This is a genomic window from Parafrankia sp. EAN1pec, from assembly GCF_000018005.1.
Lineage (GTDB): Bacteria > Actinomycetota > Actinomycetes > Frankiales > Frankiaceae > Parafrankia > Parafrankia soli.
Genome location: NC_009921.1, coordinates 7,421,706 through 7,443,797, shown reverse-complemented (window position 1 = coordinate 7,443,797; position 22,092 = coordinate 7,421,706). Strand labels below are relative to the sequence as shown.

The 22,092-nt window shown below is 73.6% G+C and carries 22 protein-coding genes and 1 pseudogene; 19 read left to right on the top strand and 4 right to left on the bottom strand.

The window, feature by feature from the left end; translation table 11 throughout:
- Positions 1–11 precede the first annotated feature (11 nt).
- On the bottom strand, positions 12–389 hold the full coding sequence (locus FRANEAN1_RS30350; protein ID WP_347176814.1) for a PLD nuclease N-terminal domain-containing protein: 378 nt from the start codon (positions 387–389) through the stop codon (positions 12–14).
- A 381-nt stretch (positions 390–770) separates the two neighbouring features.
- Between FRANEAN1_RS30350 and FRANEAN1_RS30345 the strand changes: the two genes are divergently transcribed.
- The 8 genes from FRANEAN1_RS30345 (at position 771) to FRANEAN1_RS30310 (ending at position 7,228) form a co-directional block, all read left to right on the top strand.
- Positions 771–2,222, top strand: a complete 1,452-nt coding sequence (locus tag FRANEAN1_RS30345) for a menaquinone biosynthesis decarboxylase (RefSeq protein WP_041254933.1) — start codon at positions 771–773, stop codon at positions 2,220–2,222.
- 23 nt (positions 2,223–2,245) lie between these two features.
- Positions 2,246–3,148, top strand: coding sequence for a menaquinone biosynthesis prenyltransferase MqnP (mqnP, locus tag FRANEAN1_RS30340; protein ID WP_347177269.1), 903 nt, complete (start codon positions 2,246–2,248; stop codon positions 3,146–3,148).
- A gap of 8 nt (positions 3,149–3,156) precedes the next feature.
- Positions 3,157–3,933, top strand: a complete 777-nt coding sequence (locus FRANEAN1_RS30335; RefSeq protein WP_020463537.1) for a UbiX family flavin prenyltransferase — start codon at positions 3,157–3,159, stop codon at positions 3,931–3,933.
- Between the two features lie 18 nt (positions 3,934–3,951).
- Complete coding sequence (locus FRANEAN1_RS44210; protein WP_020463536.1) at positions 3,952–4,338, top strand: hypothetical protein; 387 nt, start codon at positions 3,952–3,954, stop codon at positions 4,336–4,338.
- A 110-nt stretch (positions 4,339–4,448) separates the two neighbouring features.
- Positions 4,449–5,597: an aminofutalosine synthase MqnE gene (mqnE, locus tag FRANEAN1_RS30325; RefSeq protein WP_041254931.1), complete on the top strand. Its 1,149-nt coding sequence runs from the start codon at positions 4,449–4,451 to the stop codon at positions 5,595–5,597.
- 7 nt (positions 5,598–5,604) lie between these two features.
- A complete protein-coding gene (locus tag FRANEAN1_RS30320) occupies positions 5,605–5,994 on the top strand; it encodes a hypothetical protein (protein ID WP_041254930.1) in 390 nt (129 codons plus the stop codon).
- Positions 5,991–6,302, top strand: a complete 312-nt coding sequence (locus FRANEAN1_RS30315; protein ID WP_347176813.1) for a hypothetical protein — start codon at positions 5,991–5,993, stop codon at positions 6,300–6,302. The genes FRANEAN1_RS30320 and FRANEAN1_RS30315 overlap by 4 nt, the downstream gene beginning before the upstream one ends.
- A gap of 74 nt (positions 6,303–6,376) precedes the next feature.
- Positions 6,377–7,228: a menaquinone biosynthesis protein gene (locus FRANEAN1_RS30310; protein ID WP_041256667.1), complete on the top strand. Its 852-nt coding sequence runs from the start codon at positions 6,377–6,379 to the stop codon at positions 7,226–7,228.
- A gap of 182 nt (positions 7,229–7,410) precedes the next feature.
- Here FRANEAN1_RS30310 and FRANEAN1_RS30305 read toward each other — a convergent pair whose 3' ends face one another.
- A complete protein-coding gene (locus FRANEAN1_RS30305) occupies positions 7,411–8,580 on the bottom strand; it encodes a helix-turn-helix transcriptional regulator (RefSeq protein ID WP_020463531.1) in 1,170 nt (389 codons plus the stop codon).
- Between the two features lie 694 nt (positions 8,581–9,274).
- Here FRANEAN1_RS30305 and FRANEAN1_RS30300 point away from each other — a divergent pair.
- The 6 genes from FRANEAN1_RS30300 (at position 9,275) to cobA (ending at position 14,852) form a co-directional block, all read left to right on the top strand.
- The gene (locus FRANEAN1_RS30300) at positions 9,275–9,835 is read left to right on the top strand and encodes a response regulator transcription factor (protein WP_049795792.1); all 561 of its coding nucleotides are present in this window, start codon (positions 9,275–9,277) and stop codon (positions 9,833–9,835) included.
- 201 nt (positions 9,836–10,036) lie between these two features.
- Positions 10,037–10,366 (top strand): hypothetical protein, encoded by a 330-nt coding sequence (locus FRANEAN1_RS30295; RefSeq protein ID WP_041254929.1) that lies wholly within the window; start codon positions 10,037–10,039, stop codon positions 10,364–10,366.
- 56 nt (positions 10,367–10,422) lie between these two features.
- Complete coding sequence (locus tag FRANEAN1_RS30290) at positions 10,423–12,183, top strand: nitrite/sulfite reductase (RefSeq protein WP_020463529.1); 1,761 nt, start codon at positions 10,423–10,425, stop codon at positions 12,181–12,183.
- Positions 12,180–12,398, top strand: coding sequence for a hypothetical protein (locus FRANEAN1_RS30285; protein WP_018505187.1), 219 nt, complete (start codon positions 12,180–12,182; stop codon positions 12,396–12,398). Before FRANEAN1_RS30290 ends, FRANEAN1_RS30285 begins: the two co-directional genes overlap by 4 nt.
- Positions 12,398–13,069: a phosphoadenylyl-sulfate reductase gene (locus FRANEAN1_RS30280; RefSeq protein WP_020463528.1), complete on the top strand. Its 672-nt coding sequence runs from the start codon at positions 12,398–12,400 to the stop codon at positions 13,067–13,069. Before FRANEAN1_RS30285 ends, FRANEAN1_RS30280 begins: the two co-directional genes overlap by 1 nt.
- A 160-nt stretch (positions 13,070–13,229) precedes the next feature.
- The gene (gene cobA, locus FRANEAN1_RS30275) at positions 13,230–14,852 is read left to right on the top strand and encodes a uroporphyrinogen-III C-methyltransferase (RefSeq protein ID WP_041254928.1); all 1,623 of its coding nucleotides are present in this window, start codon (positions 13,230–13,232) and stop codon (positions 14,850–14,852) included.
- Positions 14,853–14,963: 111 nt separating this feature from the next.
- Here cobA and FRANEAN1_RS30270 read toward each other — a convergent pair whose 3' ends face one another.
- Positions 14,964–15,425 (bottom strand): CbiX/SirB N-terminal domain-containing protein, encoded by a 462-nt coding sequence (locus FRANEAN1_RS30270; RefSeq protein ID WP_020463526.1) that lies wholly within the window; start codon positions 15,423–15,425, stop codon positions 14,964–14,966.
- A 283-nt stretch (positions 15,426–15,708) separates the two neighbouring features.
- Here FRANEAN1_RS30270 and FRANEAN1_RS30265 point away from each other — a divergent pair, with 283 nt between their 5' ends.
- From FRANEAN1_RS30265 to FRANEAN1_RS30245, 5 genes are all read left to right on the top strand, one after another.
- Entirely contained in the window at positions 15,709–17,583 is a 1,875-nt protein-coding gene (locus FRANEAN1_RS30265; protein WP_020463525.1) for a serine/threonine-protein kinase, read from the top strand.
- Positions 17,584–17,641: 58 nt separating this feature from the next.
- A complete protein-coding gene (locus FRANEAN1_RS30260; protein ID WP_243657524.1) occupies positions 17,642–18,007 on the top strand; it encodes a hypothetical protein in 366 nt (121 codons plus the stop codon).
- A gap of 175 nt (positions 18,008–18,182) precedes the next feature.
- Entirely contained in the window at positions 18,183–19,388 is a 1,206-nt protein-coding gene (mqnC, locus tag FRANEAN1_RS30255; protein WP_049795791.1) for a cyclic dehypoxanthinyl futalosine synthase, read from the top strand.
- A 59-nt stretch (positions 19,389–19,447) separates the two neighbouring features.
- Entirely contained in the window at positions 19,448–20,590 is a 1,143-nt protein-coding gene (add, locus tag FRANEAN1_RS30250) for an adenosine deaminase (RefSeq protein ID WP_041256664.1), read from the top strand.
- 4 nt (positions 20,591–20,594) lie between these two features.
- Positions 20,595–21,359: a demethylmenaquinone methyltransferase gene (locus tag FRANEAN1_RS30245; protein WP_020463522.1), complete on the top strand. Its 765-nt coding sequence runs from the start codon at positions 20,595–20,597 to the stop codon at positions 21,357–21,359.
- Positions 21,360–21,950: 591 nt separating this feature from the next.
- Here the strand turns inward: FRANEAN1_RS30245 and FRANEAN1_RS44205 are convergent.
- Positions 21,951–22,076 (bottom strand): annotated as a pseudogene (locus FRANEAN1_RS44205) (IS110 family transposase); the annotation flags it as partial.
- Between the last annotated feature and the right edge of the window lie 16 nt (positions 22,077–22,092).

Sequence of the window (22,092 nt, the reverse complement as noted above, 5' to 3'; positions counted from 1 at the left end):
GGCGCCGGAGGTCAGCCGCGGGCGGGCGGCTCGGGCTCGCCGCCGCGGATGCGGTCGGCGAGCTCGCGAAGGAACTCGGGGTCGTCGTCCGGGCCGACGGGGCGGACGGCCTGGCGGCGCATCCCCGTCCGGGAGACGCCGGACCGGGTGTGGCCGCCGGCGGTGCGCCGCTCGGTTCCCCACGGCCCACGGCCGCCGAACGCCGGGTGGTCCGAGGCCGCGCGGCGCTCGTAGCCGTCGTAGCCGTGGGCGGCGCGTGGCCGCCCGAACAGGAACCAGCAGACCGATCCGAGGAAGAAGAAGACGATCAGCACGATCAGCCAGATCGGTTTGGGCACGACCTTGACCGCGTCCGCTGGAGTGCCGATCACGTCTATGACCGAAAACACCCAGACACCTATGATCAGGAATGTCAGCGCGAGACCCAGCACCGGCCGACCGCTCCTCTCACTCGCTGTGAGCGGCGCGCTGCCGCGCACCTGCCCGTGGACATCGCCGATCGGCGTGCCCCTGTCGAAGACGCACCGGCACCTCGCGGTCACCGGCGCTGGACTGTCCGCCCCCGGCCTCCCGGACCCGCTCTGTCGGATCCACGGCTTCCAGGATGAACGTCTCGTGTGTCCCTAGTGTGCCTCCCGGGTGGACGCCATGTCCCGGCGGTCCGCGAAGGCGCTGTTCACCGGTCGCGAATGTGACGCGCCAGACGCTTGGAGCGCCCTGGGACAGGGTACGACCAGCGGCCCTTCGTCGGCGCTGCAAAGATGGACGCCATGGCCTGGGCCGATCTCCGCGCGTTCCTCGCTCACCTCGACCGGAGCGGGGACCTTCGCCGGGTGCGGGTTCCCGTCGATCCCCGCCTGGAGGTGACCGAGATCGTCACCCGGGTCGTCCGCGAACGCGGCCCGGCACTGCTCTTCGACAAGCCCCTCGGTTCCGACATGCCGCTGGCGATCAACGTGTTCGGCACCGAGGCCCGGATGGCCGCGGCGCTCGGCGTCGACCGCCTCGACGACGTCGGCACGCGCATCGGCGAGATGCTGCGCCCCGAGCTGCCAGTCGGCTTCGGCGGCCTGCGTGGCGCGCTCGGCAAGGCCGCGCAGCTCACCTCCCTGCCGCCGCGCAAGGTCCGCACCGCTCCCTGCCAGGACGTCGTCCTCAAGGGCTCGGACGTCGACCTGAACCTGCTGCCCGGCGTGCACGCCTGGCCGCGTGACGGCGGGCCGTTCCTCAACCTGGGGCTGACCCACACGAAGCATCCCGAGACCGGGGCGCGCAACCTCGGCATGTACCGGCTGCAGCAGCACGACGCCCGCACCGTCGGCATGCACTGGCAGATCCACAAGGACTCCAACGCCCACCACGCCGTCGCCGAGCGGCGCGGCGAGCGGCTGCCGGTCGCGATCGCGTTCGGCTGCGACCCCGCTGTCACCTACGCGGCGTCCGCCCCGCTGCCCGCCGAGATCGACGAGTACCTGTTCGCCGGCTTCCTGCGCCGCGAGCGCGTCGAGATGGTCGACTGCCTGACCGTCCCGCTCCAGGTGCCGGCGAACGCCCAGGTCGTGCTCGAGGGCTGGCTCGAGCCCGGCGAACGGCTGCCCGAAGGCCCCTTCGGAGACCACACCGGCTTCTACACGCCGATCGAGCCGTTCCCCGCGCTGCACGTCGACGTGATGACCATGCAGCGCGACCCGGTCTTCCAGAGCATCGTGGTCGGACGTCCACCGCAGGAGGACGGGCCGATGGGCAAGGCGACCGAGCGCATCTTCCTGCCGCTGATCCGGATGATGATCCCCGAGATCGTCGACTACGACCTGCCCGAGGCCGGGGTCTTCCACAACTGCGCGATCGTCTCGATCGAGAAGCGGTTCCCCAAGCACGCCCAGAAGGTGATGAACGCGGTCTGGGGCGCGGGCCTGCTCTCGCTGTCGAAGCTGATCGTCGTCGTCGACGCCGACTGTGACGTCCACGACTACCACGAGGTCGCCTGGCGGGCGTTCGGCAATGTGGACTACGCGCACGATCTGCTCACCACGGTGGGCCCGGTCGACCACCTCGACCACGCCTCCTACGAGCAGTTCTACGGCGGCAAGGTCGGGGTCGACGCGACCCGCAAGCTGCCCACCGAGGGATACCGGCGCGACGGCGGATGGCCCGAGGAGATCGTCATGGATGAGGCCGTCCGGGACAGGGTGACGCGTCGGTGGAAGGAGTACGGCCTGTGAGTGACGCCGCCTTCGCCCCAGGCATGCCCGGGCGGGCCTCCAGCGGGCCGACGCACGGCCCGGTCCGCGCGTTCCTGCGGCTCGTCGTCATCGAGCACTCCGTCTTCGCACTGCCGTTCGCCTACGTGGCGGCGCTCGCGGCCTGCTTCGCGGTCTCGCGGTCGGTGCACTGGCGCGACCTGGCCCTCGTCACGGTCGCGATGGTGGCGGCCCGCACGTTCGCGATGGCCACGAACCGGATCATCGACCGGGCCATCGACGCCCGCAACCCGCGTACCGCCGGTCGCGAGCTCGTCACCGGAGTGGTGTCCGTCCGCACGGCGGTTGTCGGCTCGATCGTCGCGCTCGCGGTGTTCCTCGGCTCGGCCGCGGCTCTGTCCTGGCTGTGCCTGGCACTGGCCCCGGTCGCGGTGGCCCCGCTCTTCGTCTACTCCTACGCGAAGCGGTTCACCGACTTCCCGCAGGCGATCCTCGCGATCGCCCAGGCCGTGGCCCCGGTCGGCGCCTGGATCGCCATCACCGGCCGGTGGTCGTGGTCGGCCGTCCTGCTCGGGCTCGCCGTCGGCACCTGGATCGGCGGCTTCGACCTGATCTACTCCTGCCTGGACGCCGAGGTCGACCGGCGGATCGGGGTGCGCTCCGTTCCGGCGCGGTTCGGCGTCCGGGCCGCGCTCGCGGCCTCGGTCGTCACCCACGTCGTGACCTTCGCGCTGTTCGTCGTGTTCGGCCTGCTGGAGGACTTCGGTGCCTGGTGGTGGGCCGGCCTGGTGCTGACCGCGGCGGCCTTCTGCTACGAACACGCGATCGTCTCGCCGACCGATCTCTCCCGGATGAACCGCGCGTTCCTCACGGCCAATGGCTTCGTGGGGATCGGCCTGTTCGCCTTCGCGCTGGCCGACCTGGTCAGCCGCGGTCTGTCCGGCTGATCCACGGGATGTCCCGATCCGCCGCCGGCGCACCCGGCGGCCCGCCCGCGACGGGGGGCGATCCGCGGCGGCCCTGGGTCGTCGGGGTCAGCGGCGCGAGCGGAACGCCCTACGCCGCCGCCGTCCTGCGTGGTCTGCTGGCCGCCGATCTGCCCGTCGACATCGTGGTCTCCCGCGCGGCCCGGCTCACCCTGCTCGACGAGACCGGCATCGGCTGGCGGGACGGCGCCTGGCGCGACCCGCTGGCGAGCTGGCTCCGCACCCGGCTCGACGGCCGGCCCCGCGCCGACGCGGCCGAGGTGGCCGCCCGCGTCGACCGCCTGGTGGATGTCCACCCGCCCGACGACATGGGCGCGCGTCCGAGCAGCGGCTCCTACCCGACCCAAGGGATGATCGTTGTTCCGGCGAGCACCGCCTCGGTCGCCGGCATCGCCCTCGGCCTGTCCAAGGACCTGCTCCAGCGCGCGGCGGACGTCACCCTCAAGGAGGGCCGGCGCCTGGTCGTGGTGCCCCGGGAGATGCCCTACACCCGGGCCACGCTGCGGCACATGCTCGACCTGGACGCCGCCGGTGCCGTTGTGGCCGCGGCCAGCCCCGGCTTCTACGCCGGCGCCCGCGCCGCGGAGGACCTGGTGGACTTCGTCGCCGGCCGGGTTCTCGACGCCGCCGGCGTCCCCAACACCCTGTTCCGCCGGTGGACGGGCGAGCTCGGCGCCGCCCGCACCGCCCCGGCGCGTACAACAGACCTGGGGGACGGGCCGCGGCGCGCCCCGACCAGCGGATAAGGGACGGGCGGGAACGTCATGGCGAGAAAGAAAGCCGGACAGGCACGTGGCCGGAACCCGGCGTCCGCGGGGCCCGCGAAGCCTGCGCGGCCCGGGGCACCCACGGGCCCCGGGGCAGCGGCGGGTTCCGGGAGCCAGCGGCGGCCGCGCCGTGAGCCCGAGGTCGCCCCGGATCTGCGCGTCCAGCTCCCGTACTTCCTGATCCGGCTTGCCGTGCTCGTGATCCTCACCGTGGTCCTCATCGCGGTCGGGGTGGCCCCGCTGCTCAGCGTCCTCATCGGTTTCGCGGCGGCCGGACTCCTCACCTGGCCGCTGGGCCGCATGCAGCGGCGGGCCGCGCAGCGGTCCGCCGAGCGGGCCAGGGCCGAAGACTCCACCGGGAACCCGCCCGCTTCCCGAGGGTGACTGCGCATGGTCCGGGCAGCGGCCGCGGTCGGGCCTGCGGCGGGGATCACGGCACCGGTGGCGGACCGGGACGTCATGGATTGTCGGTCCGCGGAGCTAGGCTGGATCGCATGGATGCCGGGCTCAAGCGCGAGATCGAAGCCAAGGTCCACGACGGTGCCCGGCTCAGCCGGGCCGACGGTGAGGCCCTCTACGCGAGCGACGACCTCGCCTGGCTGGGCGGTCTCGCGCACGAGGTGCGTACCCGAAAGAACGGCGACCAGACCTTCTTCAACGTGAACCGGCACCTCAACCTGACGAACGTCTGCTCGGCCTCGTGCGCCTACTGCTCGTTCCAACGCAAGCCCGGCGAGTCGGACGCCTACACTATGCGCATCGAGGAGGCCGTCCGGCTGGCGAAGGATATGGAGCCGGCCGGGATCACCGAGCTGCACATCGTCAACGGCCTGCACCCGACGTTGCCGTGGCGTTACTATCCGCGGTCGCTGCGCGAGCTGGGGAAGGCGCTGCCCGGCGTCGCGCTCAAGGCGTTCACCGCCACCGAGATCCACTGGTTCGAGAAGATCAGCGGCCTCTCCGCGGACGAGATCCTGGACGAGCTCATCGACGCGGGCCTGGAGTCGTTGACGGGCGGCGGCGCGGAGATCTTCGACTGGGAGGTGCGGCAGAAGATCGTCGGCCACGAGACCCACTGGGAGGACTGGTCGCGGATCCACCGTCTCGCGCACTCCAAGGGCCTGCGCACGCCGTGCACGATGCTGTACGGCCATGTCGAGGAGCCGCGGCACCGGGTCGACCACGTGCTGCGCCTGCGTGAGCTGCAGGACGAGACGGGCGGTTTCGCGGTGTTCATCCCGCTGCGCTTCCAGCACGACTCGGTCGGCGATCCCCGCAACCGCCTGATGAACCAGCCGATGGCGACCGGCGCGGAGGCTCTCAAGACGTTCGCGGTGTCGCGGCTGCTGTTCGACAACGTCGATCACGTCAAGTGCTTCTGGGTGATGCACGGGCTGACCACCGCCCAGCTGTCCCTGAACTTCGGCGTCGACGACCTCGACGGCTCGGTCGTCGAGTACAAGATCACTCACGACGCGGACGGCTTCGGAACGCCGAACACGATGACCCGGGAGGATCTTCTATCCGTGATCCGTGACGCGGGCTTCCGGCCGGTCGAGCGGGACACCCGCTACCGGGTCGTGCGCAGGTACGACGGTCCGGACACCACCCGGCGGGACAACCCCGTCTCGATCGACGCCTGACCCGGCGATGGCGCTCGAGGAGAACCCGGCCCGGTCGGGCGGCGGATCGCGGCCCGACAGCCCGGTCGTGGCCGGCGGGCCGGCGACGCCCGGCCCGGCGGATCACGCGGGCGGCCCCGCGGGCCCGCCGCCCGGGGGTGCTCGCCCGGTCCGCCCGGTCCGCCCGGAGGGCGCGCCTGGGATGGGCTCCATCTTCGTGCTCGCGTTCCTGGTGATCCTGGTACCGGGGCTGGTCGCCTGCAGCCTGCTGCGGTGGTGCGGCCTGGCGATCGGCCCGGCCGGCCTGCTCGGGCTGCTTGTGATCATCGTCGGGCTGGGGTTCTTTCCATCGGTCCTGCAACGGCTCGGTTGGGTGCGCCGCCGTCGGGGGCGTCCCGCCAGAAACCGGAGAGCATGATGTCCGCTGACGACGTGTCGCCGTCCGCTGGCGGCCACCCCATCGGCACGGGTGGCGCGGGTCGTGGGCGGGCCGGAGCCGCGCCGGGTGCGGGCGGGCTCATGGGGCTCAACCTCCGGTACTTCGCGCTGCGCGCGGCGATGTTCGGCGCCGTCCTCGGGGTGCTGTTCCTGGCCGGCGTGGGCGGCGTGCTGGGGTTCGCGCTCGCGGCCGTGATCAGCGGCCTGCTCAGCTACCCGCTGGCGCTGCGCCAGCGCCGGGCCGTCCTGGACAATGTCGCGGCGCGGCGCGGCGGCCGACCCTGGTGACGGCCCCGGGCGGCCCGGCTGACCACCGGCCTGGCGGCGGGCCGGAGCGGCTGGAAGTGGCGGAGCGGCCGGAAGTGGCGGAGCGGCCGGGTCGGCCCAGGGTCGGCCACATCCAGTTTCTCAACTGCCTGCCGCTCTACTGGGGCCTGGTCCACTCCGGTGCGCTGCTCGACCTGGAGCTGACCAAGGACACCCCGGACCGCCTGAGCGACGCACTGGTCGCCGGTGACCTCGACATCGGCCCGATCAGCCTCGTCGAGTATCTCCGGCACGCCGGGGATCTCGCCGTCCTCCCGGATCTGGCCGTGGGCTCCGACGGGCCGGTCCTGTCGGTCGTCGCCACCAGCGCGCTCCCGCTCAGCGAGGTCCGCACCGTCGCGCTGGGCTCGACGTCCCGGACGAGTGTGCTGCTCGCGCGCATGCTGTTCGAGCAGCGGTGGGGACTGCGCCCGCAGTACGTGACCATGCCGCCTGACATCCCGCTGATGCTGCGCGAGGCCGACCTGGCCGTCACGATCGGCGATGTGGCGCTGCGGGCGACCTACGACGCGGAGCGGGCGGGCCCGGGCCATCCGCTGCGGGTGTTCGACCTCGCTCGCGAGTGGCGGGAGTGGACCGGCCTGCCGATGGTGTTCGCCCTCTGGGCAGCCCGGCGCTCGTTCGCCGCGGCCCATCCCGGCGTGGTCAAGGAGGTTCACGAGGCCTTCCGGTCGAGCCTCGACGCGGCCCTGCTCGAAGTGGACGAGGTCGCCCGGCGCGCGGCGCGGTTCGAGGTGTTCGACCCCGCGACGCTGGCCCGCTACTTCACGACGCTCGACTTCCGGCTGGGTGCCCGCCAGCAGGCCGGAATCCTGGAGTTCGCCCGCCGCGCGGCGGCCCGTGGCGACGTGCCACCGCTCGGCGAGATCGTTTTCGCGTCGGTGTGACGCCGACTCTCGCCGCGCCCGCCGCGTCTAGTCATCCGCGCCGGGCGCGGCGGGCACGAATGCCCGAGTGGTGCGCCGGTGCCGGGAAGCGACCCGGATATCCCGGTCGGTGGCGGACCTAATGATCGCCGGCTTGCCGGGCCGCCCCGGTGACCTACTCGCAACGCCGTAATGGTGACGTATTAGACAGGCGGCCGGAATGCCTGGGAGATACCCACCGGGGGTGTGGCCCGCTGCGCGCTGGCCGTCGCGAAACGCGCGATCCGGCTTTTGACGAGAGCGATGAGCCGAGGCGGTGTCGCCCGGCCACCCGGCGCAATCAGCATCTCGTCCAGGTTCGGTTGTTGCGCGGCTGCGGCGGCGCCCACGCCTGTCGCGGACAGTGACGGTACTCCGTCGCTCTGCTGGTGGTTCCAGGTCGAGCGCGGGGCGGCCGCGCCACCCGAAGGTGCGATGCCGGCGCCGCGCCCCCGGCCCTCCACGTACCCAGCGTGATCGGCGGTGGATTCGAGCGGGTGGTCGACCCCGTCCTGGCTGTCCGCCGCGCCGGTACGGGCCGCGCGGGTGCCGGCCCGTAGATCCGAACCGGCGGAGCGCGTCGCCACCAGCCCCTGCTCCGCTCGGCGGCCGTCGAGCCCGGCCCGCCCCGCCGCGGGCTCGGACTCCTCGGCGTGCCGGGCGGCCGCGTCGATGAGGCTGTTGACGGCGAGCGTCCACGCACGCAGGCCCTCGTGGCCGGTCAGCTCGGTGAACACCGCGGCCTCCAGGCAGCAGGTGCTGGCCTTCGCGAGCTCGTCCATGTCGAGCAGGGAGATGGCCAGCAGCCCGGCCAGGTGGCCCGCGATCATGAAGAGGCGGAACTGCTGGTGCGGCAGCATCGGGGTGCGCAGGAGCTGGTCGACGAAGGCCTGCTGGTCGAGGACCTGGGCGGTGAGGTCGGCCGGGTCCAGCAGGTCGGCCGCCGCGATGAGGTCGGCGGCGAGCCGGTCGAGATAGTCGAGCTCGCGGTCGGAGCGCCGGTGGTCGAGGAGGTCACCGATCCGCCGGCGGGACTCGATCTCCGCGTCGGGCTGGCGGCGGTGCCGCTCGGTGCGCTCGGCGATGGCGGCCTCGCGCAGGTCGACGAGCGCGCCCCCGGCCTCCAGGGCCGCGTCGACCGCGGCGAGGACCGGCCGCGCCGGTATGCCCCGGCTGGGCTGTTCCAGCTGGCCGATGTACTGGCGGCTGTATCCGGTCCGCCCGGCCAGTTCGTCGCGGGACAGGCCGCGCTCACACCGGCGCCGCCGGATCTCCGTCGGGAGGATGTCCTCCGCGGTACTCGAACCCTGCCGGCCTCGGCTCCGTTGCCGCATCTGCGCCGATCCTTCCGCTGGCCGCCTGCTCACCGTTATAGGACGCGGCGGCACCTTCCCGCCTGGACGCGTGGTGCGGTCAGCCGACCGCGTTCACGCACCATACGGATCTGGTGCCTGCCGTCGTGTGCCTGGTGGGTTCCCAAGGGTGTGGCCCGTTCGGGTCACGGATACGAGACATCACCTTGTGTGATCAGAATACTCCGCCTGGCGCAGGTGACGACTAGGGGCCAAAGGTCCTAGACACGGAGAGTCGTCGTCGACCCGTTGATGTGTGGTAGCTGCGTGACGCCGAATCTGATCACGCTCCGTGATCGTTGCCTTGGGTGCCGGATCGCCCGTCGGGGCGCGCGGGGCGGGTTTGGGTGCTGGCTGGTATGCGCTCGGCGACCGTCCGGATCCCGTCCGGCGGCGACATCCCTGTTTTCCCGGAATCCACCCTCCGGCATTGTGAATCGATTGTGTCTTCAGTGTTTTTGATCGACGGATCGGAAATAGGGCCTGAAAAGCCCGCGCTCGCCGCCTGGTCGAGACAATTCGCCGCACCGGCCCGGGTATCCGCTCTGGGGGGCCCGTCGGGTGCTTCTGGGTGGGAGCGAACGGGTGGGGCACCCGGCGCGGTCGGGTCATACCGCGAAACCATCCCGAATGACGATGGGCGCGACTCGCCCGCGGCGCGTACAAAAGACGAGTGATGGACTGCTGGCCGTCGACGGACGCGGAAGTCGGCGTCGCGGAAGTCGGCGTCGCGGAAGTCGGCGTCGCTGAAGTCGGCGTCGCGGGGGCCGGTCTCAACGGAGCCGGTCTCAACGGAGCCGGTGTCTCCGACGCCGAGGTGGCCCGCGCGCCGGCCGGGCGCGGCCGGTTCCGGCCCGGTCCGTTCCGCGTCGTGATCGCGGATGACGCCGACGGGCTGCGCGAGCTCCTCTGCCTCCTGTTCGACACCGAGCCGGACTTCATCGTGGTCGGCCGGGCGACGAACGGGGCGGAGGCCGTCGAGGTCGTCACCCAGACCGCGCCCGACCTCGTCCTGCTGGATGTCGCGATGCCCGTGCTCGACGGCATCGGCGCCCTGCCGCATGTGCGGATGGCGGCGCCCGACGCGCGAGTGGTGATCTTCACCGGCTTCTCCGAGAGCGCGCTGCGCGACGAGGTCATGGCCCTCGGCGCGGACGAGCTGATGGAGAAGGACCTGTCCACCAGCGCGCTGCTCGACCGGCTCCGGCAGATGTGCCGGCGCCCACGCCTCGTCTGAGCCCGCGGGCGAGCCCGTCCGGCGGCGCCGGACCGTGGTGGGTCCCGCCCGGGAGGCCCCGGTCCCGCCCCGTCCCGCTTCGGCCCGGTTCTGGCCGTGCCGTCGGCTCGAATTCCCGGTCGTTCGCGCGTTGTGTGTGAGCCGTGACCCAGATGGGGTGTGACGACACAACCACGACGTCGGGGCGTCATCTGTGGGAGCATGGCCATCGTGACTGCCCGGGTCCACCTGCTGGAGCCGTCGGTCGGGCGAACAGACGCCCGTCGCCGACGCGCTGGCGCGTTCCCGCCGGCTGGGCCGTCACGGTCGGGGATCAACGTTATCCGGTTCATGCCCGGTGCCCCGACGGCCCCCTCGGCGCCGTCGGCGTACTCCGGCTCCGGCCAGCCGGGCCGGCATGGTCCGTCCGGCGTCCGCGGCGCGCTCGCGTCCCGGCCGGGTGACGTCTGCCCCGTCGACCTCCGCCTGGTCGCACGTCTGCACGTCGACCTGTTGCGCGTCTCCAGCGCCGGCTGTCGCCGCTCCCGCTGAACTCCGCCCGCGCCGGCGTTCGACGCCGTCGTGGACCCTGCTCACCGAGAGATCTCATGACTTCTCCTGCTCGACCCCCGCGTGCCGCGCGCCCGCAAAGCCCGTCCCGACCCAAGGGGCAGGGCCAATGGGCGCTGGGCTACTCCGAGCCGCTCAACCCCAACGAGCGGATGAAGAAGGACCAGGACGGCCTCGCCGTGCGCGAGCGCATCCTGAACGAGTACCCGCACACAGGGTTCGACGGGATCGACCCGCAGGATCTGCGCGGCCGGTTCCGCTGGTGGGGGCTCTACACCCAGCGCCGGCCGGGGATCAGCGGCGGCCGCACCGCCGTCCTCGAGCCCGAGGAGCTCGACGACCGCTACTTCATGCAGCGCATCCGCCTGGACGGCGGCCGGATGACCTCCGAACAGCTCCGGATCATCGCTGACATCTCCACCCGTTACGGGCGGGACGTCGCCGACGTGACCGACCGCCAGAACATCCAGCTGCACTGGATCCGCATCGAGGACGTCCCGGCCATCTGGGGGGCGCTCGAGGCCGCGGGGATGACCACCGAGGAGTCGTGCGGCGACACCCCGCGCGTCATCCTCGGCTGCCCGCTGGCCGGGGTGGACGCCGACGAGGTCATCGACGCCACCGGCGTCATCGACCAGGTGGTGGAGCGGTTCGTCGGCGACACCACGCTGTCGAACCTGCCCCGCAAGTTCAAGAGCGCGATGTCGGGCTGCCCCGACCAGTGCACCCTGCACGAGATCAACGACATCGCCTTCGTCGGTGTCGTGCACCCCGAGCTCGGCCCCGGGTACGACCTGTGGGTCGGCGGCGGGCTGTCGACGAACCCGAAGCTCGGCGTGCGCCTGGGCACCTTCGTCACTCCGGAGCGGGTGCCCGAGGTGTGGCACGGCGTCATCCAGCTCTTCCGTGACTACGGCTACCGGCGGATGCGGACCAGGGCGCGGCTGAAGTTCCTCGTCGCCGACATGGGCGTCGAGTGGGTGCGCTCGACCCTGGAGAAGGAGTACCTGGACGCGGCGCTGCCGGACGGCCCGGCGCCGCTGCCGCCCCGCAACGAGGGCCGCGACCACATCGGCGTCCACCAGCAGCGTGACGGGTTCTTCGCGGTCGGCTTCGCGCCGCGCGCCGGCCGCCTCACCGGGACGACGCTCACCGCCGTCGCGAACCTCGCCGACCGGTTCGGCCAGGGGCGGATCCGGGCGACCACCACCCAGAAGCTGGTGATCCTGGACGTCCCCGGCGAGGATCTCGACGCGCTCGAGGCGGAGCTGGCCGCGCTCGACCTGGTCGTCCGGCCGAGCGTCTTCCGCCGCGGCACGATGGCCTGCACCGGCATCGAGTTCTGCAAGCTGGCGATCGTCGAGACCAAGGGCAACGCCCGCGACCTCATCGTCGAGCTGGAGCGCCGGCTGCCCGACTTCGACGAGCCCATCGGCATCAACATCAACGGCTGCCCGAACGCCTGCGCGCGGTTCCAGGTGGCCGACATCGGCCTCAAGGGCTCGCTCGTCCCGGACGACAACGGCGAGATGGTCGAGGGGTTCCAGGTCCACCTCGGTGGCCACCTGGGCACCCGCTCCCGGCTGGGCCGGAAGTCACGTGGTCTCAAGGTGACCGCCGACGGCCTGGTCGACTACGTCGTCGGCCTGCTGGAGACCTACCAGGAACACCGGGCCGACGGCGACACCTTCGCCGACTGGGCGGAACGCGCGGACGAGGCGCTGCTGACCGGCGTCGGGTCCGGCTCCGCGTCGGCCGGCCCGGCGGCCGGCCGCCGGGCCGAGGGCGGCGCGACGTGAGCGCCCGCGCCGTCCCGTTCTACTGCCCCTACTGCGGTGACGAGGACCTCGTTCCCGAGCCCGCGCCGGGCGGGACGGGCGAGGGCCACGGGCACTGGTCGTGCCGGTCGTGCCGGCGCGCCTTCCGGCTCAGTCTCACTGCGCTGGCCACAGCCAGAACAGGTTCGGCGAACGGCACCGTCGTGGCGCCGTCGGACGTGGAGGAGAAGAACTGATGGATGCCGCGCTGAAGGCCCGGGCACTGCGGGCCGGCGACGAGCTTGAGGGCGCCCCGGCGGAGGAGATCCTCCAGTGGGCCGCCGACGAGTTCGGCACCGGTCTCGTCGTCGCGGCGTCGATGGCCGAGGCGGTCCTCGTCGACATGCTCGCGCGCATCCGCTCGGACGTCCCGGTGGTCTTCATCGACACCGGCTACCACTTCGCGGAGACCATCGGCACCCGGGACGCCGTCGCGCACACCTACTCGTTGCCGATCATCAGCGCCCGCCCGCAGCTCACCGTCGTCGGTCAGGACGCCGTGCACGGGCCGCGGCTCTACGAGAGCGACCCGGACCTGTGCTGCCGGATGCGCAAGATCGTCCCGCTGGACCGCGCGCTCGCCCCCTACCGGGCCTGGGCGGCCGGTTCGCGGCGGGTGGAGTCCGCCGGGCGCAAGAGCCTGCCGGTCGTCGGCTGGGATCAGCGCCGCGGCAAGGTCAAGATCCACCCGCTGGCCACCTGGACGGATGAGGACGTCGAGCGGTATGTCCAGGAGCACAACGTGATCGTGAACCCGCTGCTCTCCGACGGCTACGAGTCGGTGGGCTGCTGGCCGTGCACCCAGCGCGGCGCCGGCCGGGACGGCCGCTGGGCCGGTACGACCAAGACCGAGTGCGGCATCCACTAGTTCGCTTGGCTCGCAACCGGGAGCCGGGTGGTGCACAGTTCGGGGCGGGTGGCCAGGACCACGCTGTACCGTGCACGCCGTGGCAGTCGTGACACCTGGGCCGCAAGCCCGTGGATCCGGGTCGGATCCGGCACCTTCCCAGGTCAGTCGGCCCGGCGAGGTGTGGCTGGTGGGGGCTGGGCCGGGTGATCCCGGGCTGCTGACGGTCCGCGGGCGGGAGCTGCTCGCCACCGCCGACGTCGTCGTCACCGACCGCCTGGCCGCGGCCGTCCTCCTCGACGTCGCCCGGCCGGACGCCCGCGTCATCCACGTGGGCAAGAGCCCGACGACGTCCCGCAGCCAGGACGAGGTCAACGCGCTGCTGGTCGAGCACGCGCGCGCCGGCGCCCGGGTGGTGCGGCTCAAAGGCGGCGACCCGTTCCTGCTTGGCCGGGGCGGCGAGGAGGCCGAGGCCTGCGCCGCCGCCGGTGTCAGCTGCACCGTGGTCCCCGGCGTGACCTCCGCGATCGCCGTGCCCGCGTATGCCGGCATCCCCGTCACGCACCGTGGCGTCGCGCAGGATCTCGCGATCATCTCCGGCCACCTGCCGCCGGGGCACCCCGAGTCGACGGTCGACTGGGCCGCGCTCGGTGCCTCCCGCGCCACGATCGTCGTGCTCATGGGGGTCGCCCGGCTGGTCGACATCGTCGACGCGCTGCTGGCGGGCGGACGTCCGCCCGGGACCCCGGCCGCTGTCATCGAGCGCGGCACGACTCCGGCACAGCGGGTGCTCCGCACGACCCTGGACGCCCTCGTCGTCGACGCCGTGGCCTTCGGGCTGCGCTCCCCGGCGGTGCTGGTCGTCGGCGAGGTCGCCGCGCGCCGGGACGCTGCCGTCCCCATCCCGCCGGTGGTCGAGGCTGACGCCGATCACGGAGAGCGGGTCCCTGACGGGTACGGCACGGGGGACACGCGCGTCCCCGACGGGCAGGGCATTTCCGACGGTCGGGGCGTCTCCGGCGGGCAGGGCGGCCGCGCCTCGTCGGGGCGGCCCGGGGTGGCCGGCGACGCTCCGCTGGCGGGCATCCGCGTCCTCGTCCCGCGCACCAGGGCGCGGCAGGGGCTGCTCGCCCGCAGGCTGCGCGAGCTGGGCGGCGAGGCCGTCGAGACGGTGGTCAGCCGGCTCGTCCCGACCGGGGACGCGACGCCGCTGCGCGAGGCGCTTCCAGGTGCGGACGGCCTCGTGCTGGCTGACTCCGACGAGGTCGCCGCAGTGGTCTCGCTGCTGCGGGGCGCGGGTACGGACGTGCGGGCGCTCGCCGGGCTGACGCTCGTCGCGGCATCCGCCTCGGCCGCCGCCGCGCTCGACGCGCTGGGGCTGGCCTGCGCGCGGTCGTCGGCCGAGGTCCAGGTCGCCCACACGGTGGTGACGGAGGTCCCGGTGCCCGGGCTGCGGGTGGTGATCTGCGGGGCCGCGCCGCCGCCGGTGGGGATCCGGACGCTGCGTCGCGTGCGGCTGCTCGCCGACGCGCCCGCCGAGGCCGACCCGCGGATCGCCGAGGAACTGCGCCACGGTGACGTCGACGCCGTCGCGCTGGCGTCGTCGACGGCGGCCCGCTGCCTGGTCGAACTGTACGGTCCGTTGCCGGACAGTGTCCTCGTCGCCGCGATGGGCCGGCGCACCGCGCAGGCCTGCGAGGCTGTTGGCCTGCGGGTGGACGCGATCCCGTCCGAGCCGGGGATCTACCCGCTCGCGGCGGCGGTCGCCGATCTCGTGGCCGGCCGGCGAGCGCCGACGGCGTAGCCCAGGGCGTCGGCAGACCCGGTCGGGGGCCTGCCGGCGTCGTGGGGCCGGCGGCCGGGCGGGCGGGGTGGGCACTGCCGTGGCCTTAGCGGTACCCCGCGAACGCAACGGTCAGGAATGTGCCGGTGCCGCGGCGGCGGCCTGGTGCAGCGCGTCCTCGATGCGGGCCTGCACGGCCCGCACGACCCCCGGATGCAGCCCGAGCGGCTGGGTGACCGTCCAGCTCGTCCCGGGGTGGTCCGTCTGCGCTGCCGCCAGGGCGTCCGGGATGTCGCGGCTGGTGTGGTTCCCGTCGAACAGGAAGAAGGGATGCGCCACGATCTCCGAGCAGCCGGTGCGGACCAGCGCGGCGTAGCCCTCCGCGATGTCCGGGCGGGCGATCTCGAGGAAGGCCGGTTCCACCGCGTCCCAGGCGGGGGGCGTGCCGGTCGGCATGCCGCCGCCGCTCCCGTCGCCGGGGGCTGGGGCTGGGCTGTCGGTGTCGGCACCGGCCAGCGTGCGCGCGAGCTCGACGACCGTGGCGTTCGCCTCCGCCCGCCGCGAGCCGTGTCCGATCACCAGGAGACCGCGCATGCTCTCCAGTCTGCCGCCAGTGGCGGGCTGCGGGCGCCAGCGGCGGCCGGCTGCCCGGCTCTCGGGCCGGGTGCTGTTACGGCGGGCGGCCGTCGGAAGACGGACAGCATACGGTCATCCGACGCTGCGCGGGTTACCGTCGCGAGCGACGGCCGCCCGGCGCGACCCGGACCGCCGGCCTGTCGCCGGCGCGGCCGAGGCGTGATGATGGGGTGTCCGCGGGTTCCCGCGGGATCGAGGGTGGCGGCACGTCGCGGTGGCGCCCGAGACGAGCGGGAGACCAGTGGCGGACCGATCGGCACGCCGGACGCGGGGTGCCCCCCTGCAGCCGGGCGATCCGACGTTGATCGGGCGCTACGAGGTCGTCGGCCGGCTGGGCGCCGGCGGCATGGGCACCGTCTTCCTGGCCCTCGACCAGAGCGGCCGGCACGTAGCGATCAAGGTGATCCGCTCGGATCTCGCGGTGGATCCGGAGTTCCGGGAGCGGTTCGCCGACGAGGTCGCCGCCGCCCGCCGGGTGGCCCCCTTCTGCACCGCGCAGGTCCTCGACGCCGACCCGCACGCCCGCCGTCCCTACCTGGTCACCGAGTTCATCGACGGTGCCCGGCTCGACGAGGTCGTCGCCGAGTCCGGGGCGCTGCCGCTGTCCACCCTGCAGGGGGTCGCCGTCGGGGTGGCCTCCGCGCTGACCGCGATCCACGGCGCCGGGATCGTGCACCGTGACCTCAAGCCCAGCAACGTGCTGCTGTCGTACTCCGGACCCCGGGTGATCGACTTCGGGATCGCGCGGGCACTCGACGCGGCGGGCGGGCGCACCCAGTCCGGGCTGGTCCTGGGCTCGGCCGGGTGGATGGCCCCGGAACAGATGGAGGGCACGGCGCCGGTGGGCCCGGCGACCGACGTCTTCGCCTGGGGTCTCCTTGTCGCCTACGCCGCGGGCGGGAGCCACCCCTACGGCGACGGCACCTATCTCGAGATGTCGGAGCGGATCCTCACCGGCCAGCCCGACCTGCGGCCCGTCCCGGCACAGCTGCGCGACGTCGTCGCCGCGGCGCTGCGACGCGACCAGCGGGTGCGGCCGTCCGCCGAGCAGATCCTGCTGAACCTGCTCGGTGACCGTGGCCGGAGCGGCAACACGCGCGCCGTGGCCAGTGAGGTCCTCGACGGCACCTGGCCACGCGGCCGGTCCGCCGCCGCGGCGGCGGCCGGTTACGTGGCCGGCGCGGGCGACGCCTTCGGCGCGGCAGGTGCCGCCGGAGCCGGTGGTGGGCCCGCGGCGACCCGTGTGGCGGGCGGGACGGCCGGCGCGGGCCAGGCCCCCGGCCGACCGGCCCCGACCCGCGTCGCCGGCCCCGCGGACGTCAGTAGCCGCTGGTGGGAGGGCCCGCCGGCGCCGGCCTCGGGCCGGCCGGGCGACGGTGCGGCCCCGGGCGGGTTGCCCGGTGCCCGCCAGGCATCCCCGCCGGTGCCGGGCGGGCAGCAACCCGCCCGCCGCCGCCGTAAGGGCGGATTCGTCCAGTACGGGGACGAGCCCGAAGCCGCCCGACCGGACGGGCGGTACTCGGCAGGCGCGGCCGGCGCGGCTGGAGCCGGCGCGGCGGCGGCCGGTGCCGGCGCGGCCGGTCCGCCGCAGGCCCAGGGTGGCGGCGCGCGGCCGGCGAGTGCCAGGCCGGCTCCCCGTGGATACGCACCCGCCGCGCCACCCCCGCCCGCGCCTCGCCCGGCGCCGCGACCAGCTCCCCGGCCGGCGCCCCCGCCCGCTCCGGCGCCGGCGCCGTACTACGGCGACGCACACCGCCCGGCACCCCCCGCGCCGGCACCCCCCGCGCCGGCACCCCCCGCGCCGGCGCCGTACGCGCCGAGCCGCCGGCCGCGCCGGCGGTGGCGCCTGCGGATCCCGTTCAAGAAGACGATCATCTTCGTGGCGCTCGTGCTGCTCCTGCTGTCGGCGGCCGACCAGATCGCCACGATGGTGGACGACCAGCGCCAGCGGCTCTGGGACAGAGTCGTCAGCACATTCCGGGACGACATCGGCGGCCGGATCGACGACCTGTGGGGCAAGACCGACAACCTGCGGAACCAGACCCCTGACCTGGGCGACCAGGTTCCCAACCTGCCCACCCAGCTGCCCGGCGGGCTCGGGAACCAGAACGGCTGAACCGTGCTGGCGCGGGCCCGGGCCGGCCACGCTTCGCGGCCGCGTGGAGGTCGGCGGCATGAAACAGGCCCGACGCAGGTACACCGTCGTCATGGCGAACTTCAGCAGCAAGGTCCAGGAGATGCTCCACAGCCCGAAGGCCCGCCAGATGGTCGACAAGGCGCGGGCCGCGGCGAACAAGCCGGAGAATCGCGACAAGATCCGACAGCTGTCCAGCAAGCTCACCAGCCGCGGCCGTAGCGGGCAGGGTACCGGCCATGACGCCCGTGTCGGGCCGGACAACATGCACTCCGACGTGCACCGTTCCGACTTCGGCGGCCAGAACGGCGCCGGGCCTTCCGGCCCGGGAACGACCGGTGCGGGCGGGCCCGGCGCCGGGGCGGGTTCCGGCTCCCGCGACAGCTCGGGATACGACCGGATCTGAGCCGGTCCGCCGCCCGGGCCGGCGCCCGCCGGAGCCGGCGCCACCCGGGCCGGCGCTTCCCCGGGCTGGTGCAGCCCGGGCCGGGGCTTCTGAGGCGGTGTCTTCCGAGCCGGCTCGTCCGAGTTCGGCCGCCCGCCGCCCGGGGCTCGCCCGGCGCAGGTCGTACGATCCTGGGGTGAGCCTTGTTGATGCCGACGGTGAGTCCCCGGCGGGCCGGGCCCGCGTTCCCGACGCCGAGATCCGCGCGCTGCTCGACCGGGCGGCCGACGGCGGGCGGATCTCGCCGGAGGAGGCGCTCCTCCTCTACACGTCCGCTCCGCTGCACGGGCTCGGGCGCGCGGCCGACGCCGTCCGTCGCCGCCGGTACCCGGACGGCATCGCCACCTACATCATCGACCGGAACATCAACTACACCAACGTCTGCGTGACGGCCTGCCGGTTCTGCGCCTTCTACCGGTCGCCGAAGCACGCCGAGGGCTGGGTCCGCGACCTCGACGACATCGTTGCCAAGTGCGGCGAGGCGGTCGAGCTGGGCGCCACCCAGATCATGCTGCAGGGCGGCCACAACCCCGAGTTCGGGATCGAGTGGTACGAGCGGACGTTCGCCGGCATCAAGGCCGCCTACCCGCAGCTCGCCCTGCACTCGCTCGGCGCCAGCGAGGTCGTGCACATCGCGCGGACGTCCGACCTGGACTTCGCCGAGGTGATCACCCGGCTGCGCGACGCCGGGCTCGACAGCTTCGCCGGCGCGGGCGCGGAGATCCTCACCGAGCGTCCCCGGCACGCGATCGCCCCGCTCAAGGAGCCCGGCCACGTGTGGCTGTCGGTCATGGAGATCGCCCACGGCCTGGGCCTGGAGTCGACGGCGACGTTCATGATGGGCACCGGCGAGACCAACGCCGAGCGCATCGAGCACATGCGCATGATCCGGGACGTCCAGGACCGCACCGGCGGGTTCCGCTCGTTCATCCCGTGGACGTACCAGCCGGAGAACAACCACCTCGGCGGCCGGACGCAGGCGACGACCCTGGAGTACCTGCGGCTGGTGGCCGTCGCGCGGCTGTTCTTCGACAACGTGGCCCACCTGCAGGGCTCGTGGCTGACCACCGGCAAGGAGGTCGGCCAGCTCACCCTGCACATGGGCGCCGACGATCTCGGCTCGGTGATGCTCGAGGAGAACGTCGTCTCCTCCGCGGGGGCCCGGCACCGCACCAACCGGTCCGAGCTCATCCACCTGATCCGGGCCGCCGACCGCATCCCGGCGCAGCGCGACACGCTGTACCGGCACCTCGTCGTGCACCGTGACCCGGCGCTCGACCCGGTCGACGACCGGGTGGCCTCGCACTTCTCCTCGACCGCGCTGCCGCTGGTGTCGACCTGAGCCACGACCAGCGCCACGAACCGAACGCTGTCCCGAAGGCCGTCCCGAACGCTGTGTCGATGTCCGCTGAGGCGGTCAGGGGTGAGCCGGCCGCGGTGGGTAGCGGGCCGAAGATCGAGCTGCACGTCCACCTCGAGGGGACGGTGCGGCCGGAGATGCTGCTCGCGATGGCGCGCCGCAACAACGAGGCGCTGCCGGCCCGCACCGTCGAGGGCGTAGCCGAGCTGTACCGCTTCCGCGACTTCGACCACTTCCTCAAGGTCTGGGTGCTCACGACGCAGGTCATGCGCACGGCCGACGACTTCCGCGAGATCGTCGTCGACTACGCGGGACGGGCCGCCGCGCAGGGCGCCGTCTACCTCGAAGGCATCTTCTCGCCGTGGTTCCGGGTGAACCGGGGCGTGCCCTGGCAGGAGATCTTCACCGGCTACGCCGAGGGTGCCGTCGAGGCCCGCGAGCGCTTCGGGGTCGAGGTACGGCTGACCCCGGACATCGACCGGGTGCTGCCACCCGAGGTCGCGATGGACGTCGTCGGCTGGGCAGCCCGGTTCACCGACCGCGGTGTCGTCGGGATCGGGCTCGGCGGGCCCGAGGTGGGCCATCCGCCGGAGCCGTACGCGCCGGTCTTCGCCGCCGCCGCGGACGCCGGCCTGCCCGCCGTCCCGCACGCGGGGGAGACGGCCGGCGCCGAGTCGGTGCGCGGCGCGCTGCACGCGCTGGGGGCGAGGCGGATCCGGCACGGCGTGCGGGCCCTCGAGGACCCCGAGCTCGTCGCCGAGCTGGTAGAGCGGGGCATCGTGCTGGACGTCTGCCCGACGTCGAACCTGCGGACGGGTGTCGTCACCGACCTGGCGGCGCACCCGCTGCCCGAGCTGCTCGCGGCCGGGCTGCGCTGCTCGCTGGCCACCGACGATCCGGCGATGTTCGGCACGGATCTCGAACGGGAGTACGCCGCCGCGGCGGGCCTCGGGGTGCGCCTCGCCCGGCTCTACGAGGCCGGGGTTGCCGGCGCGCTGTGCGACGACCGGACCCGGTCCCGGCTGGCGGCGCTCGGGGCCGGCACGGACTGGGACGCCGCCCAGGCCACGGCGCTCGCCGCCGAGGCTGCTGGGTCCGCGCTGGCCGGGTCCGCGCTGGCCGGGTCTGACGCGGCTGGGTCCGCGACGGCGGGGTCCGTGGCCATGACGAACGCAGAGGGATGAGCCGGTGAGTCGAGCAGGTCTGGACAAGAAGCCCGACCAGGTGGCCGCGATGTTCGACCAGGTCGCGCGGCGGTACGACGTGACGAACGCGGTGCTGTCGGCCGGCCTGGACCGCACCTGGCGGACCGCGACCGCGCGGGCCCTGGCCCTGGCGCCGGGCCTGCGGGTCCTCGACGTCGCGGCCGGGACGGCGACGTCGTCCCGGGCCTTCGCCGCCGCCGGGGCCGATGTCGTGGCTTGCGACTTCTCTCTCGGCATGCTGGCCCAGGCCCGGCGCCGGCTCGCCGACGCGGCCGCGCGGGCGGGCGCCGGGGCGGGAACGGGTGGGGCGGGAACGGGTGGCGGCCGGGTGCTGCTGGCGGCTGGTGACGGCCTGCGCCTGCCCTTCGCGGACGGCTCCTTCGACCGGGTCACGATCTCCTTCGGTCTGCGCAACGTGGCCGAGGGCGACGTCTGCCTCGCCGAGTTGCTGCGGGTCACCCGGCCGGGGGGCGTGCTGGCGGTCTGCGAGTTCAGCCGTCCGGTGTGGCGGCCGGTGCGCACGGCGTACATGGAGTACCTGATGCGCGCGCTGCCCGCGGTCGCGCGGGCGGTGAGCAGCAGCCCGGACTCGTACGTGTACCTGGCGGAGTCCATCCGGGCCTGGCCGGGGCAGGCCGCGCTGGCGGAGACGATCCGCGCGGCCGGCTGGACAAGGGTGGGCTGGCGCAATCTCAGCGGCGGCATCGTCGCCGTCCACCGCGCCGTCCGCCCCGGCGGAGACGACTGACGTACGGCGTCGGTTGGCACCGCCGTCCCGGTTCCGCGGAACCTCAAGATCGACCGTGGCCCGTGGTGGTTGCGCCGTCGAGCGGACTGCGCGGCGGCGTCGCCGCTGTATCAAGCGCGTGGCGTTCGACCGGTGCCGGCCGCACGCCACCGCTATTGTCGTGGGCGGTAGTCGGCTGCCTGGTGCTGCTTGGGCTGGACGTCGCCGTCGCGGTGCTGCTGGATCCGCGGCCTGCCGCTGCTGCCGTCACGTCCACCGCTGCGGCATTCCTGGCCGCGACGGCCGTCTCCTGCTTGTGGACTGCTCGGCGCGCCCGTGGTGCCGAGCGCCGCTGGCGGCTGCTGATCGGTCTCGCCACAGCCGGCGCGGTGGCTCCCAGCCTGGGGACGGCGAAGACATTGCTGGCCGGGGTCTCCGTGGTGGGTCGGTTTTCCCCGGCCCAGGCGGGCTTCTTCGTCCGCCCTGCTGGAGTGGGGGACGGTGCTGGCCACGGTCGTCCAGGTGGGCGCGCCCGATCTCATGCAGTTCCTGTTCGCTCTGGTCCAGCCGGTCACCAGCATGATCCTCGCCGCCGCGGTACTGCTGATCGCGAGCTTCCGCCGGCCGCGTTCCCTGGCAACCTCTGCGGTCGTAGTAGGCGCGGCTGGTCGGGTCGCTGAGACTGGCGAACGCCGACAAGAACAGGGTCGATTTGAGGGCGTGGTTGCCGCGCTGGGAACGGACCTCGTCGACC

Bases quoted from the DNA above. Each gene is read 5' to 3' on its own strand.
- FRANEAN1_RS30345 (WP_041254933.1), top strand. From the start codon at position 771: ATGGCCTGGGCCGATCTCCGCGCGTTCCTCGCTCACCTCGACCGGAGC.
- mqnP (WP_347177269.1), top strand. From the start codon at position 2,246: ATGCCCGGGCGGGCCTCCAGCGGGCCGACGCACGGCCCGGTCCGCGCG.
- FRANEAN1_RS30335 (WP_020463537.1), top strand. From the start codon at position 3,157: ATGTCCCGATCCGCCGCCGGCGCACCCGGCGGCCCGCCCGCGACGGGG.
- FRANEAN1_RS44210 (WP_020463536.1), top strand. From the start codon at position 3,952: ATGGCGAGAAAGAAAGCCGGACAGGCACGTGGCCGGAACCCGGCGTCC.
- mqnE (WP_041254931.1), top strand. From the start codon at position 4,449: ATGGATGCCGGGCTCAAGCGCGAGATCGAAGCCAAGGTCCACGACGGT.
- FRANEAN1_RS30320 (WP_041254930.1), top strand. From the start codon at position 5,605: ATGGCGCTCGAGGAGAACCCGGCCCGGTCGGGCGGCGGATCGCGGCCC.
- FRANEAN1_RS30315 (WP_347176813.1), top strand. From the start codon at position 5,991: ATGATGTCCGCTGACGACGTGTCGCCGTCCGCTGGCGGCCACCCCATC.
- FRANEAN1_RS30305 (WP_020463531.1), bottom strand. From the start codon at position 8,580: ATGCGGCAACGGAGCCGAGGCCGGCAGGGTTCGAGTACCGCGGAGGAC.
- FRANEAN1_RS30300 (WP_049795792.1), top strand. From the start codon at position 9,275: ATGGACTGCTGGCCGTCGACGGACGCGGAAGTCGGCGTCGCGGAAGTC.
- FRANEAN1_RS30295 (WP_041254929.1), top strand. From the start codon at position 10,037: ATGGCCATCGTGACTGCCCGGGTCCACCTGCTGGAGCCGTCGGTCGGG.
- FRANEAN1_RS30290 (WP_020463529.1), top strand. From the start codon at position 10,423: ATGACTTCTCCTGCTCGACCCCCGCGTGCCGCGCGCCCGCAAAGCCCG.
- FRANEAN1_RS30280 (WP_020463528.1), top strand. From the start codon at position 12,398: ATGGATGCCGCGCTGAAGGCCCGGGCACTGCGGGCCGGCGACGAGCTT.
- FRANEAN1_RS30270 (WP_020463526.1), bottom strand. From the start codon at position 15,425: ATGCGCGGTCTCCTGGTGATCGGACACGGCTCGCGGCGGGCGGAGGCG.
- FRANEAN1_RS30260 (WP_243657524.1), top strand. From the start codon at position 17,642: ATGAAACAGGCCCGACGCAGGTACACCGTCGTCATGGCGAACTTCAGC.
- add (WP_041256664.1), top strand. From the start codon at position 19,448: ATGTCCGCTGAGGCGGTCAGGGGTGAGCCGGCCGCGGTGGGTAGCGGG.